At 42.2% G+C, this 13,506-nt stretch carries 11 protein-coding genes; 9 read left to right on the top strand and 2 right to left on the bottom strand.

The features are described from left to right. The first annotated feature begins 41 nt into the window (after nucleotides 1-41). The 9 genes from secG (at nucleotide 42) to ADH27_RS08820 (ending at nucleotide 10,037) form a co-directional block, all read left to right on the top strand. Nucleotides 42-275 carry a preprotein translocase subunit SecG gene (secG, locus tag ADH27_RS08860; RefSeq protein WP_006595869.1) on the top strand — a complete coding sequence of 78 codons (234 nt, stop codon included), beginning with the start codon at nucleotides 42-44 and terminating at the stop codon, nucleotides 273-275. A 126-nt stretch (nucleotides 276-401) separates the two neighbouring features. After that, nucleotides 402-2,759, top strand: a complete 2,358-nt coding sequence (rnr, locus tag ADH27_RS08855) for a ribonuclease R (RefSeq protein ID WP_048717432.1) — start codon at nucleotides 402-404, stop codon at nucleotides 2,757-2,759. Continuing rightward, nucleotides 2,722-3,189 (top strand): SsrA-binding protein SmpB, encoded by a 468-nt coding sequence (gene smpB, locus ADH27_RS08850; protein WP_048689598.1) that lies wholly within the window; start codon nucleotides 2,722-2,724, stop codon nucleotides 3,187-3,189. Before rnr ends, smpB begins: the two co-directional genes overlap by 38 nt. Nucleotides 3,190-3,373: 184 nt before the next feature. Continuing rightward, entirely contained in the window at nucleotides 3,374-5,119 is a 1,746-nt protein-coding gene (locus ADH27_RS08845) for a C69 family dipeptidase (RefSeq protein WP_048717430.1), read from the top strand. Between the two features lie 159 nt (nucleotides 5,120-5,278). Then, on the top strand, nucleotides 5,279-6,139 hold the full coding sequence (gene tehB / locus ADH27_RS08840; protein WP_048717428.1) for an SAM-dependent methyltransferase TehB: 861 nt from the start codon (nucleotides 5,279-5,281) through the stop codon (nucleotides 6,137-6,139). 134 nt (nucleotides 6,140-6,273) lie between these two features. Next, nucleotides 6,274-6,645 carry a CidA/LrgA family protein gene (locus ADH27_RS08835; protein ID WP_048717426.1) on the top strand — a complete coding sequence of 124 codons (372 nt, stop codon included), beginning with the start codon at nucleotides 6,274-6,276 and terminating at the stop codon, nucleotides 6,643-6,645. Further along, nucleotides 6,645-7,340, top strand: coding sequence for an LrgB family protein (locus ADH27_RS08830; RefSeq protein WP_048717425.1), 696 nt, complete (start codon nucleotides 6,645-6,647; stop codon nucleotides 7,338-7,340). Before ADH27_RS08835 ends, ADH27_RS08830 begins: the two co-directional genes overlap by 1 nt. A 212-nt stretch (nucleotides 7,341-7,552) precedes the next feature. Continuing rightward, nucleotides 7,553-9,214 (top strand): C69 family dipeptidase, encoded by a 1,662-nt coding sequence (locus tag ADH27_RS08825; protein ID WP_048689579.1) that lies wholly within the window; start codon nucleotides 7,553-7,555, stop codon nucleotides 9,212-9,214. After that, nucleotides 9,207-10,037: a PrsW family glutamic-type intramembrane protease gene (locus tag ADH27_RS08820; protein WP_048717423.1), complete on the top strand. Its 831-nt coding sequence runs from the start codon at nucleotides 9,207-9,209 to the stop codon at nucleotides 10,035-10,037. The genes ADH27_RS08825 and ADH27_RS08820 overlap by 8 nt, the downstream gene beginning before the upstream one ends. 346 nt (nucleotides 10,038-10,383) lie before the next feature. Here ADH27_RS08820 and nt5e read toward each other — a convergent pair whose 3' ends face one another. Next, nucleotides 10,384-12,585, bottom strand: coding sequence for a cell surface ecto-5'-nucleotidase Nt5e (nt5e, locus tag ADH27_RS08815; RefSeq protein WP_048717421.1), 2,202 nt, complete (start codon nucleotides 12,583-12,585; stop codon nucleotides 10,384-10,386). 166 nt (nucleotides 12,586-12,751) lie between these two features. Next, on the bottom strand, nucleotides 12,752-13,312 hold the full coding sequence (locus tag ADH27_RS08810) for a TetR/AcrR family transcriptional regulator (RefSeq protein WP_048689565.1): 561 nt from the start codon (nucleotides 13,310-13,312) through the stop codon (nucleotides 12,752-12,754). Between the last annotated feature and the right edge of the window lie 194 nt (nucleotides 13,313-13,506).

Here is a 13,506-nt window from a genome sequence, read left to right as displayed (position 1 = left end):
TTTATGGTAAAATAGATAGGATTTTAAGGAGTTTTTAAATTATGACTAAACCGTTGATTACTATTTTATTGGTACTATCTGTATTAATTATTATCGCTATCTTCATGCAACCAACTAAAAATCAATCTAGCAACGTATTCGATGCAAGCTCAAATGACTTGTTTGAACGTTCAAAAGCTCGTGGATTCGAAGCAGTGATGCAACGATTGACAGGAGTAATGATTTTCCTTTGGTTACTCATTGCGATGATTCTAATGGTATTATCCAGTAAATAAGATAGGCTTAGACATTGTCTTTGCCTATTTTTTCATCTATGGGTCGTTGGATAGGGAGATTGTCACTTGCAAAGAAATCTCTCTGAAAGAAAGAAAATAAAGGAGGCTGGGTATCCAGCACAAGATATGAAAAGTAAAATTATTGATTATTTAAAACAGGAGGGAAAAGCTCAGGTTGATCAGTTGGCTCAAGCCATTGGGAGTACAGACGCCAAAGGTTTTCGTGAACTGATTAAGACCATTTCGCTGATGGAGCGACGTCGTCAACTAACCTTTGAAGAAAATGGTTTTTTAAGTCTCCTTGATGCCAAGCCAAAAGGCGTCATTACTGTGAAAGGGATTTTCCATGCTCATAAGAGTGGCTTTGGCTTTGTTAGCCTAGAGGGGGAAGAAGAGGACCTTTTTATTGGACGAAATGATGTCAACCATGCCATTGATGGGGATACAGTTGAGGTTGTAATCACCAAGGTCGCCGATCGGCAAAAGGGGACCGCGGCAGAGGGGAAAATCATTGATGTCTTGGAGCACAGCCTCCAAACAGTCGTCGGCCAAATCGTTTTGGATGAGGAAAAACCCAAATATGCAGGCTACATCCTTTCAAAGAATCAAAAGATTAGCCAACGCATTTACGTGAAAAAACCTGCCCTACAATTAGAGGGAACGGAAGTTCTCAAGGTAGCTATTGAACAGTATCCAAGTCGAAAACACAACTACTTTGTAGCCACTGTTCAAGATGTGGTTGGACATGTGACAGATCCTGGGATCGATGTCTTGGAAGTCTTGGAGTCTATGGATATTGTCTCAGAATTTCCAGAAGCAGTCCTCAAAGAAGCAGAAAGCATCCCAGACCAGCCTAGTGAGAAGGATATGGAGGGACGTTTGGACCTTCGAGATAAAATCATCTTTACCATTGATGGTGCCGATGCCAAGGACTTGGATGATGCGGTTCACATCAAGCGTTTGGAAGGTGGGAATTTTGAGCTTGGCGTTCACATAGCTGATGTCTCTTATTATGTGACCGAAGGTTCGGCCTTGGACAAGGAAGCCCTCAACCGGGCAACCTCTGTCTATGTGACAGACCGGGTCGTGCCCATGTTACCTGAGCGTCTATCAAATGGGATTTGTTCCTTAAACCCTCAAGTGGATCGCTTGACCCAGTCAGCCATTATGGAGATTGACCAGCGTGGTCGAGTCCTTCACTACCAGATCACCCAAACGGTCATTAAAACGACTTTCCGGATGACCTATAGCGATGTCAATGAGATCATTGCTGGAGACCAGGAGAAGCGTGAGGAATACCAAGCTATTGTGCCAAGTATCGAAGCCATGGTTGGTCTTCATCAGATCTTAGAAGGAATGCGGGAAAAACGAGGAGCCCTGAACTTTGATACCAGTGAAGCAAAAATCCTGGTCAATCCTCAAGGAAAACCAGTAGACATCGTCTTGCGCCAACGTGGGGTTGCAGAACGGATGATTGAATCCTTCATGCTGATCGCCAATGAGACAGTAGCAGAGCATTTTGCCAAACGAAAACTTCCCTTTATTTACCGGATTCACGAAGAACCCAAAGCAGAAAAGGTGCAAAAGTTTATCGATTATGCTTCTAGTTTTGGCCTTCCAATTTATGGGACAGCTAATTCCATGAGTCAGGAAACCTTGCAGGACATCATGAAGAAGGTAGAAGGGGAACCCTATGCTGATGTCTTGTCTATGATGTTGCTTCGTTCCATGCAACAAGCGCGTTATTCCGAGCACAACCACGGCCACTATGGGCTAGCAGCTGAGTTCTATACTCACTTCACCAGTCCGATTCGCCGGTATCCAGACTTATTAGTCCACCGCATGGTGCGAGAGTATGGAAAAGATTCTGAAGTGGCTAGGCATTTTGAACAGGTCATTCCAGATATTGCTAGCCAATCGTCTAGCCGGGAACGCCGCGCCATTGATGCGGAACGGGAAGTAGAAGCCATGAAGAAGGCAGAGTACATGGAGGACTATGTTGGCGAAGAGTACGATGCATTGGTGTCCAGTGTCGTCAAGTTTGGTCTCTTTGTTGAATTGCCAAATACTGTAGAAGGTCTGATCCACATCACCACCTTACCTGGTTTTTATCATTTTAACGAGCGCGATTTGACCTTGCGCGGGGAAAAATCAGGCGTGACCTTCCGTGTCGGTCAGGAGATCCGAATCAGGGTCGAAAGAGCGGATAAGATGACTGGCGAGATTGATTTTTCTTATATCCCAAGTGAGCTGGATTTGATTGAAAAAGTCACTAAAGCTTCGGATCGTAAAGATCGAAATGGACACTCTAAGCGCCCTTCTTCTAAGAAAGAAGAACGAAAGCAAGGGGGCTTTAGAGAGAACAAGCGCAAGCATTCTTCAAAAGACAAGAAGAAAAAGAGTAAGAAACCTTTTTACAAGGAAGTAGCTAAGAAAGGAGCTAAGCATGGCAAAGGGCGAGGGAAAGGTCGTCGCACAAAATAAGAAAGCAAGCCACGATTATACAATTGTTGAAACCATTGAAGCAGGAATGGTCCTGACTGGTACAGAAATCAAGAGTGTTCGAGCAGCTCGTATCAACCTCAAGGATGGATTTGCCCAAGTCAAAAATGGGGAAGTCTGGCTCAGCAATGTTCATATTGCTCCCTATGAGGAAGGCAATATCTGGAACCAAGACCCAGAGCGTCGTCGCAAACTCTTGCTGCATAAGAAGCAAATTCAAAAGTTGGAGCAGGAGACTAAAGGAACAGGGATGACTCTAGTTCCCCTTAAGGTTTACCTCAAGGATGGCTATGCCAAGCTCTTGCTGGGCTTAGCCAAAGGGAAGCACGATTATGACAAACGTGAATCCATCAAACGGCGGGAACAAAATCGGGACATTGCTCGTGTCATGAAACAATACAATACGCGTTAAAGCAAGAAATAGGAACAGCTGAAGCAAGAGTCTAAAACTGTTCCTATTTTTAAATTTCTCTTCTTGAAACCGCTTGCATTATTATCTGGATAAGGGTATACTGAAGGTAGCGTTGGTATAGTTGTTTTTTGTCGGCTTGAAAATGATTTTCTAGCCTCTTTTGTAGTCATAAAGGAGATCGACTATGAGAAAACTACTGGTCAAACTGATGATTGCTTTGATGGCCTTTGCCTTGATTCCAGTTCAAGTTGCGCAGGCCTGCTCAGCCTTCATTGTTGGAAAGGAACTCACGACAGATGGTTCCATGCTCTTTGGGCGGACTGAAGACTATCCTTATGCTCCCGATGGTGGTCGCCACAATAAAACTTATGAAGTGGTACCTGCCAAAGACTATAAGGATGGGGATATGTTGGAGGATGAATCCAACGGCTTTGCTTATCCCCACTTGAGTCATGAAATGAAATATACCGCAACTTATGATGCAGCCCATGGAGATGGTTCCAACGGGAACTTCGGAGCACACGGCTTTAACGAAGCAGGTGTTTCCATGACTTCTACCGTATCTGCAACCCCACACGATAAGATTTTGGAAGCAGACCCACTGGTGAAAAATGGCTTGGCTGAAGCTGCTATGGTGGACTTGGTTCTTCCACGTGTCAAAACAGCTCGTGAAGGAATTGAGTTGGTTGCCAAGGTACTTGATGAAAAAGGATCTGCCGAAGGAAACATCATTGTCGTAGCAGATAAGAATGAACTCTGGTACATGGAAATCCTCTCTGGTCACCAATATGTAGCCATTAAATTCCCTCAAGACCGCTATGCCATCTTTGCCAATACCTACTATCTAGGACATGTGGATTTCAAGGACAAGGACAATGTCATTGCTTCGAAAGATGTGGAAGCAGTTGCTAAAAAGGCAGACCACTACAAGACTGATAAAGATGGTAACTTCCATATTGCAGACTCTTATGGTCCAGATGAATATACCGAACGCAACCGCTCACGGACCTATGCAGGGATTACCTTGATGGATCCTAAAGCGGACATCAAATATGATGATAAGCACTTTGACCTTTTGCGCAAACCAACGGATCCTTCTAAAAAGTATAGTCTAGAAGATGTTTTTGCTGAACAACGGAACCGGTTCGAACACCTCAAACAATACACACCAGATGACTTGGTGGAACCAGGTAAAGAAGTCGATACCAATAAATACAAATATGCTTTGGGAAATGAAAACGTCATTAACGCCCACGTATACCAAATTAAGAAGGACTTGCCAACTCCATTTGGTGGTGTCGTTTGGTTAGGTCTCGCTCAAAGCCGGAACACGCCTTATGTGCCATTCTATGGTATTGTCAACGATACCTATGCACCATTCAAAGTTCGCTCTGCCAAATACGATCCAACTTCTTGGTATTGGGCTGTTTGGCATATTGACCAAATGGTCATGAAATACCCAGACCTCTTTGGCAACAGCATCCAAGAGAAGTGGAAAGAATTGGAAAAAGGATGGATCAAAGAACAAGCAGCTTTGGATCAAAAATACAGTGGACTTACTGATGACCAAGCGAAAGCTACTGCAGACGAAGTAACAAGTGACTCACTTAAACGTGCGGAAACGATTTTCAAACAAATCAAGCAAGTTGAAAGCGAGATGGAAGATAAGATTCGTACAGAAAAAGGTTTGGAAGCAGACTTTGTATATGACGGCTATAACAAGGCCAATCTGGTAGCAGCAGCTCAAGCTGAAAAAGATGCATCGAAAGAAACTGATAAGAAGGAAGAAACAGCTTCTAGTCAATCATCTAGCAAGGCAAGTGATTCAAACAGCAGTTTATCTGCCGTCTTAGGAGTTTTGGCTCTTGCAGGATTTGGCTTGGCAGGTTTCTACTTTAAAAAATCAAAAAAGAATGAAAATGAAGAATAAGTAGACAGAGACTGCTAAATCAGCATTCTGCCTCAACTGGATTCTAAGAGAGTGGAATAGAAGTCTTCACAAAAGGAGCTTGTAATTCCACTCTTTTTATTGTTATTTGCATGCAATTTTTGTATGATAGGGATAGATAGAAAGAAGGAGAAGAAACGGATGCCTGAAAAATTAATTGCCTATAAACGGATGCCTTTGTGGACCAAGGATACCATGCCTGAGGCAGTCCAAAGAAAACACAATACCAAAGTAGGTACTTGGGGAAAGATTACAGTCCTAAAAGGAAAACTCAAGTTTGTTGAGCTGACGGAAGATGGGGAAGAAGTAGCCAGCCATGTTTTTGAGGCAGGTGCGGATAACCCGATGGCACAACCGCAAGCTTGGCACCGTGTAGAGGCCCTTACAGATGATGTGGAATGGTTTTTGGAATTCTACTGTGAGCCCAAAGATTATTTCCCCAAAAAATATAATAGCAATCCCGTCCATTCGGAAGTGCTAGAAGCCATGGAGTCCCTTTCTCCAGGCAAGGCCTTGGATTTGGGGTGTGGACAAGGACGAAATGCTCTCTTTTTGGCCCAGCATGGCTTTGAAGTGACAGCAGTCGATCAAAATGAATTAGCCCTAGAGATCCTCCAAAGTATTGTAGAACAAGAAGATTTGGAAATGACTGTGGGACTCTATGATATCAACTCAGCGAACCTAAAACAAAGTTATGATTTGATTGTCTCAACGGTTGTCCTCATGTTCTTGCAAGCGGATCGCATTCCAGCGATTATTCGAAATATGCAAGACCAGACCAATCCGGGAGGCTATAACTTGATCGTTTGTGCCATGGATACAGAGGACTATCCTTGCCAGGTTCCTTTTTCCTTTACCTTTAAGGAAGGCGAGCTAGCAGACTACTACAAGGATTGGGAACTCGTTAAATACAATGAAAATCCAGGGCATCTGCACCGATGTGATGAAAATGGCAATCGAATTGCCTTACGCTTTGCGACCATGCTAGCCAAGAAAATATAAATAGCTCTCTAGACAAGGACACCCTTGCAGTCATCCTTGTCTTTTATATCTGAAAACATTCTGAAAATACTTGATTTTTTACAGAAAAGGAGTAGACTGTTAGTGTATCTTTCAAGAATTTTGAGGAGAAGCGCGTGAAACTCTATGTTCAACTGATGATTATCTTTACCGTCTCTTTAATTGGGGAAGGGATATCGACCCTCTTTCATTTGCCAATTCCAGGTAGTATTATTGGTCTACTGATTTTATTTCTTTGCTTGCAGTTGAAATGGCTTCGTATCCGCCATGTGAATCTGGTCGGATCTTTTCTCTTAGCCAATATGACGATTTTATTTTTACCTCCAGCGGTTGGGATTATGGATAAGTTTGATGTCATCCAGCCCTATTTATTGCCCATCGTGTTGATTATTTTAGGGGCTATCATCATCAATGTAACCCTCATTGCGCTTGTTGTTGGCTTTATCAAGACAAGGTATGAGGGGGATTATGAAGGAGGGAAGAAATAATGGAAAGTTTGTGGTCAAATCCTCTCTTTGGGATTTCTTTATCAGTCTTTGCCTATCTGATTGGGATGATGATTTTTCGTCGCTTTCCCCATCCGATCACGACCCCCCTCTTAGTCGCTACGGTCTTGATCATTGGATTCTTAAAGCTGACAGGGATTTCCTATAAGTCCTATAATATTGGCGGGACCTACCTCAGTAATTTGATTGTGCCCTCAACGGTTGTCCTGGGAATTCCCTTGTATAAGAGTTTTCATTTGATGAAACACCATGCCAAGAGTATTCTTCTTAGTAGTTTTCTAGCAGTAGTAGTCAACACGCTTTTTACAGCTGTCTTGGCTAAGCTTTTTGGGATGAAGTACTTTCTAGCTATTTCCCTCTTTCCTAAGTCTGTGACAACAGCCATGGCAGTGGGGATTGCTGAAAAAATGCAGGGAATTACTACCATTACCCTAGTTGTCGTTGTAGCGACAGGTATCCTGACCAGTGTCCTAGGGCCAACCATTCTTAAATGCCTAAAAGTAGAGGATCCTGTTGCCATTGGTTTGGCTCTTGGGGGTACAGGTCATGCGGTAGGGACTGGTACAGCCTTTCAGTATGGTCAAGTAGCCGGAGCTATGGGAGGCTTAGCAATTGGGATAACTGGCGTTTTCTACGTCTTTATAAGTCCCCTTGTCGCGAGCCTGATTCTTTCCTAAAAAGGTAGAGAGTATTCAGAAAAAGCTTGGAAGAAGTTCCGAGCTTTTTAGTGTACAGTTAGATAGAGAAGGTTGTTTGATAATTTGAAGATCAAATAATTTTCAGATAGATTACTATTTGATTACAGTCGTTGTAAGCGCTTGCTAAAGTTTGGTTCAAAAGGTATACTAAAAGAGGTTATACGGTTAATATCTAGTTAAAGGAGTTCAATATGAAGAAACGTTATGCTCGATCAGCCTTGGGCTTGATCACTGCTCTCTTCCTCTTTGCCCAACCGGTGGAGGCTTGTACAGGTTTTATCATCGGTAAAAAGTTAACAGCAGATGGGAATGCTTTGTACGGACGTACGGAGGACTTAGAACCAAACCACAATAAGAACTTTGTGGTCAGAGAACGAACTTATAACAAGAAAGGGGAGGTCTTTGAAGATGCCACCAATGGCTTTAAGTATGAGCTCCCAGAAGTAAGTTATAAATATACAGCTGTCCCAGATGTTACACCAGAACAGGGTGTATTTGATGAAGCTGGTTTTAATGAGCATGGTGTGTCCATCTCGGCGACCGTCTCAGCTTCAGCAAATGACAACATTAAAAAGGTCGATCCTTATGTAGAGGACGGCTTGGCTGAATCTGCCCTCACCACTGTCGTTCTTCCAAGTGTCAAAACGGCTCGTGAAGGAGTCGAGCTCATTGCGAAAATTGTGGAAGAAAAAGGGGCAGCAGAAGGAAATATTGTGACGATCGCGGACAAGGAAGGTATCTGGTACATGGAGATCCTTTCTGGTCACCAATATGTAGCCATTCTCTTCCCAGAAGATCGCTATGCAGTCTTTCCAAATACCTTCTTCTTAGGACATGTCGATTTTTCAGATAAGGAACGGACTATTGCCTCTAAGGATGTTGAAAAAGTCGCCCGTGATGCAGGAACCTATAAAGAAATCGATGGCCAATTCCATGTTTCCCAATCCTACAATCCTCCTTTGCATGAGGCAGATCGTTCTCGTGTTTGGTCTGGTATTAAGTCACTGGATCCAGATGCAGATGTGAACTACGATGACGAGTATTTTGACTTGATGCATACAACGGATCGGAAATTGACGCTACGAGATGCGATGAATCTCCAACGCAATCGGTTGGAAGGAACAGACTTCAAACCACAAGATCAAATGGAGTTAGATGGAAAAGGGATTCCAGAAAAAGGGAAGTTTGATGAAGTCTATAAATATCCGATTTCGAACCCGAATGTTATGGAAGCCCATATTTTCCAATTAAAGGACAATGTTCCTGATAGTGCTGGTGGGGGAACCATGTGGTTAGCGATGGGAAGCCCACGAAATGCTCCTTACCTGCCTTACTATGGCAATATCACCAATACCTACCAAGCCTATCAAGAATTAGGGACAGCCTATAATCCCCAATCTTGGTATTGGACCATGTCTCGCATTAATGATTTAGTTGCCAAATATCCTGATTTGTTCGGAGATGGAGCCATCCGTACTGAAATGGAACGCCTAGAATCTCAATGGATGGCTGAGCAAGAAATCAGTGACCAAGAACAAATTGCCCTCGCTTCGCAGCCAGAGCAGGCGAGCCTAAAAGCGACAGAAACGAGCATGACTCGAGCTCAAAAGACCTTCGATCGTCTGCAAGAAATTCGTCAAGAAGCAGAAGAAAAGGTGATTGCTCAATATGGACAAGGTGCTATTGACGATTTAACAGATGAAGAAGATGCAAACCAAGAAGAAGAAATCAATTTGGTACCATTTGATTATGACTTCGTCATTACGATTGGCTTAGCCCTTGTGACAGTGATAGGAGTAGGAATTTTCTTCATCAAATCAAAGAAAGCAAAGGGAGGTAAGAAGGATGAATAAGTTTCAACGAATATTGCTCTTCCTATTTCTGGTCTTAGCAGGGATTGGGATGGAGTTTGAGCTAGGCTCTCTCTCTCAACAAGAGTTTAGCCAAGTAGCAGGAAGAGATTTGGTATTAAATCTGCTCGTTTTAGCGGTGATTGTCGTTCCTCTTTATCTCTTTATTAAGCGACTTGCAAAAAGATTTGAGGTTCCTCTTCTTGTTTTGTGGGCGACCATGTTTGGAGGTGCTTTTGTTGCTGGCTGGCTCAGTTTTTCAGGGAACAGCCTCATTGACCATCTCAATAGTCATCTCATTCAGGATGTTAGTACCTTTAATAAATGGACAGATGCTTTGACAGCTCCTTTTGCTGAAGAATTTTTCAAAGCTCTAGTGGCCTTCTGGATCCTCTTGATTTTTGGTCGTAAGGATTTAAAATCGATTTTAATCGCCGGCTTTGGATCTGGTCTTGGTTTCCAAATCATTGAAGATCTAGGTTATGTGGCGCGTCAAACACGATCTGGAGACCTCTCAGCAGTAACAGAGGCAGTGAACCGCATTTCTGGTGGTTTAGCATCTCATGCAGTCTACACAGCTGTTGTATCTGTTGGAGCCTTTCTTATCTTATCTCAGTGCACCAAGCAAAAAGAAAAGCTCTTTGGTCTCTGGTGTGTAATTTCCACGGTGGCCAATCACTTCTTATGGAACTCACCATTCTATGAAACAGATCATCGGGTTAATATTTTGGTAGGCTTGCTCTTTGCCTTCCAAGTGGGAACCTTTATTGAGGTCGTTCTCTTTGCTCATAAAAATCCGAATCTAAACCTTTTAAAGAAAAACTAAGGAAAAGATTCAGTCGATATATAAGTAAAAAAGCTTAGAAACTAAGCTTCAGATTGAAAAAAGTCTTCTAAAAAACTTTCCTTAGGTGAGTACGGACGTCAGCGAACTTCTACGAAGTTCCATGACTTAGTTTTGAGCCTAAGGTCTCAAAACTACCGAGTGCCTGAAACATAATTGTTTCAGGCACTTTTCTCACGGCGGAAAGTTTTGGTTTTTTTTGAATCGATTTAAAAATTGGAACTCATTTTTATTTCTTTGCAGAATCGCTTAACTTATTTTACTTTAAAATAGTTTGTCTACTTTCTAAAAGCTTAGAAACTTTTGTTTCTAAGCTTTTTTCTAGATTCTATTTGCTTTCTTCTTTTTTCTTAAGACCAAAGAAGGCTAGGATGGATGTCAACAGAGCAAGCATGTAGATAGCAGGAGAGTCGGAAGTTCCTGTTTCTGGTAGGGTAGCAGAGCTCGCTGTGAATGTTTTAGCGACTGTCATTGACAAGTGATGGTTGTTGGCCTTGATCTGTGTATCGTCCTTAGCAGATGTAAAAGTATTCTTTGTTTGGCTAGCTAGTTGATTAGGAGAATTAGTACCAACTAGAGCTGGAATATATGTTTGATCCATTTTACCGGTAGATGGATTAGTTGGTTGAGCATTTTTACCGGTAGATGGGATAACTGGTTGGTTATTGCTTCCTGGGTAGGACTTTGGATTAGAAGGATCTGTTCCTTGTTTGATTTCCTCAATATCTGCCACACCATCTCCATCTGTATCTTTGCTAGCAGAAATAGAAATGGTACGAGAATTTGGATTGATGGTTGCATAGGCTGTGAGATCTGCCTTAGCAAGGTAATCTGCAAAGGCAACGTCCATAGAAGGACCTTCCTCACGAGCTCCACCTAACATGGTGTAGCCATCCCCACCTGCTGCTAAGAAATCATTAGTAGTCAAGTAGTAATCTTTAGCAAGGTTGAGCGGTTCATATAGACCAGTTTCTGGGTTTTTAATTTCGATATAGAGGACGCGCTTTTCAGCTGGTAGGGTTGTATCGTAATAAACTTTCGCTCCAGATACTTGGAGGAAGCCACCGCTTGGTTCAAGAAGGGGTTGACCGTTTTCGTCAAGAACAGTTTTGCCATCTTTTTCTTGTAAAATAGAGCCAAGAGATTTAGCAAACATATCAGCAATATTCTGACCGGTTACTTTAATTTGAGAAATGGTATTCCCAAATGGAAGAACAGCAATAACGTTTCCTTTGGTGATTGGCTTGTCTTTGGCGATGGTTTCGCGCAAGCCGCCACCGTTGGTTACAGCAAGATCAGTCTTATGACTAAAACCAGTTTGTCCATATTCGTAGAGGGCATCCGCTACAACATTTCCAAGGTTGGTCTCGCGGACGCGAACATTTTCCCGTTGACCGTTTAGTTCTACCGGACTATTGTCACGAACGATTTTTGCATTCTCAGCATCGTACTGTTCCTTGATTTTTTGGACCATGGCAGCTACTTTGGCATTTGGCACGACATTTTTGGTTGAAGCTGCTGAAATTTGTTGAGGATTTCCAAGCAATTGATTGGCCTGGTAGGTGATTTTACCGATATTGTTCAGGTAGCTACCGGTTTGGTTATAGGTCACGTTTTCTCCGTATGTAGTTGATTGAACAGTATGGGAATGCCCATCAATAACGGTGACGCGTTTTCCTTTCAGTTTTGAGTTTTTAGAAAGTTCTTCAGCTAAGGTAGATCCTCGCCATTCGATTGGTGTAGTCGTATCTACTCCTAAGTGAGCAAGGACAACATAGTTTTTGTAAGTCTTGCCTTCTGCAGTAGCGCGTGCTTCAATTTCATCGATGACCTTGTTTACTTCTGAAATAGGATCTGTAAAGGTAACACCTTGGACATTCTTAGGGTGAGTTTTAGTGGCTGTTTCAGGCGTTGTCACCCCGATGACGACAAACTCATCCCCAACGACATTCTTATCTTTATCGACAATGGTGGAAGCCTCAAATAAACGAGCACCGTTGATGTAGGTGTTGGAGCTGAGAAGTGGGAAGTTCAAGATTTCTTTGTATTTCTTAGCCTCATCCAAACCAAAATCGAACTCATGGTTTCCGACTGCCATAGCATCGTAGCCAATTTCGTTCAAAATTTTAGCTCGTTCTTCCCCTTTTGAACTATTTGAAATCGGTAGTCCTTGGAAGGCATCTCCAGCATCTACGACTAAAGTAGATGGATTTTTCGCACGTTCTTCATCGATGACTGCGGCTAATTTAGCATCACCAATCACACCCTTTTCTTCGACGATCCGACCATGGACATCGTTGGTATGAATGATATTTACTTCAGGCAAGTCAGCTGAGCTCTCTGTAGCGCCTTCTGAAGTAGCTGTATTAGCTTCTGTTGAAGCAGGAGTAGCAGCATCTGTAGCATTTGTGGAAGCAGCAGGTACTTCAAGGTTAGTTTCTGGAGCTGTTTGCTCATCTGCAGCTACCTGAGAAGCTAGGAAGGCAGGAGCAAGCAATAAGATCGGCAAAAGAAGTTTCTTCTTTTTCATAAACGGTCCTCATTTCTATTTTTTTCCATACTAAATATTATAGCTAAAAAGGAAAGAAAAGGAAAACGTTTTCTGATAGTTGGGCAAATAATCTTGTGAGAGCGTTGAGGTTCCAGCTAGTTGCTCTTATCCATAAAAAAAAGAAAACTTTCGTTTTCTCATTTTCTTATTCTGTTATGGGGTGGTTCCAAGTGGTAAAGTCAGTTACACTTAATACGACTGTCGCGATTTCAATCGGCTCTTCTTTTGCACCAGTTGACAACCATTTTGTGATTACGGCTTCAATCGTAGCTGCAAAGATCTCAACAGCATACTTATAAGGAACTTGGAATTTATTTACCAAATGGTCTTTGGCATGTGGAGTATCGTCAAGAAGTTGCAGGGTGAAATTTTTCATTAGAAAATGAAACTCTTGGTAATCCATCTGCATCAAGGCATAGATAAAGTCATAATTATCTTGAATATATTGAAGTGAGGCAAGAAAATTTGCTCGATTGACGGTGCTTGTAGCGAAAAGTTCTCCCAACTCGCCTAAGAGTTCAGATTTTAGCTGGTTGAACATATCTTGTTTGTCTACATAATGGAGGTAAAAGGTACCTCGATTAATGCCGGCTTCTTTTGTTAGTTGGCTAATTGTAAGACTTTCAAGTGATTGTTCAAGAAGCAGGCGTGATAGGGCGCTTCGGATAGCATTTTTAGAATTCGTTTTTCTCTTTTTTCGGGTCATAGTTCCTCCTTTGTCATGTAGTTTGGTATAAATGTTGTTCACTAATCATCATATTATACAGAAATCAAATTTATTCATCAACAGAATAAAATTTTAGTATCATTCTATAAGTCTAAATGGCTTGAAATCAGGTCTTATTCTTATACTATAAAAGCCATTTTGGAAGGATTATAAAATTTTTTCCCAGATCTACT

Origin of the sequence: Streptococcus sp. 343_SSPC (genome assembly GCF_001072385.1) — a bacterium.
GTDB lineage: Bacteria > Bacillota > Bacilli > Lactobacillales > Streptococcaceae > Streptococcus.
The sequence above is the reverse complement of the archived record's forward strand: the minus strand, read 5'-3'. Positions and strand labels throughout refer to the sequence as shown.

Coding starts and splice junctions, on each gene's coding strand:
- tehB (WP_048717428.1), top strand. CDS start 5,279: ATGCCTGAAAAATTAATTGCCTATAAACGGATGCCTTTGTGGACCAAG.
- ADH27_RS08845 (WP_048717430.1), top strand. CDS start 3,374: ATGAGAAAACTACTGGTCAAACTGATGATTGCTTTGATGGCCTTTGCC.
- nt5e (WP_048717421.1), bottom strand. CDS start 12,585: ATGAAAAAGAAGAAACTTCTTTTGCCGATCTTATTGCTTGCTCCTGCC.
- smpB (WP_048689598.1), top strand. CDS start 2,722: ATGGCAAAGGGCGAGGGAAAGGTCGTCGCACAAAATAAGAAAGCAAGC.
- ADH27_RS08810 (WP_048689565.1), bottom strand. CDS start 13,312: ATGACCCGAAAAAAGAGAAAAACGAATTCTAAAAATGCTATCCGAAGC.
- ADH27_RS08830 (WP_048717425.1), top strand. CDS start 6,645: ATGGAAAGTTTGTGGTCAAATCCTCTCTTTGGGATTTCTTTATCAGTC.
- secG (WP_006595869.1), top strand. CDS start 42: ATGACTAAACCGTTGATTACTATTTTATTGGTACTATCTGTATTAATT.
- ADH27_RS08820 (WP_048717423.1), top strand. CDS start 9,207: ATGAATAAGTTTCAACGAATATTGCTCTTCCTATTTCTGGTCTTAGCA.
- rnr (WP_048717432.1), top strand. CDS start 402: ATGAAAAGTAAAATTATTGATTATTTAAAACAGGAGGGAAAAGCTCAG.
- ADH27_RS08825 (WP_048689579.1), top strand. CDS start 7,553: ATGAAGAAACGTTATGCTCGATCAGCCTTGGGCTTGATCACTGCTCTC.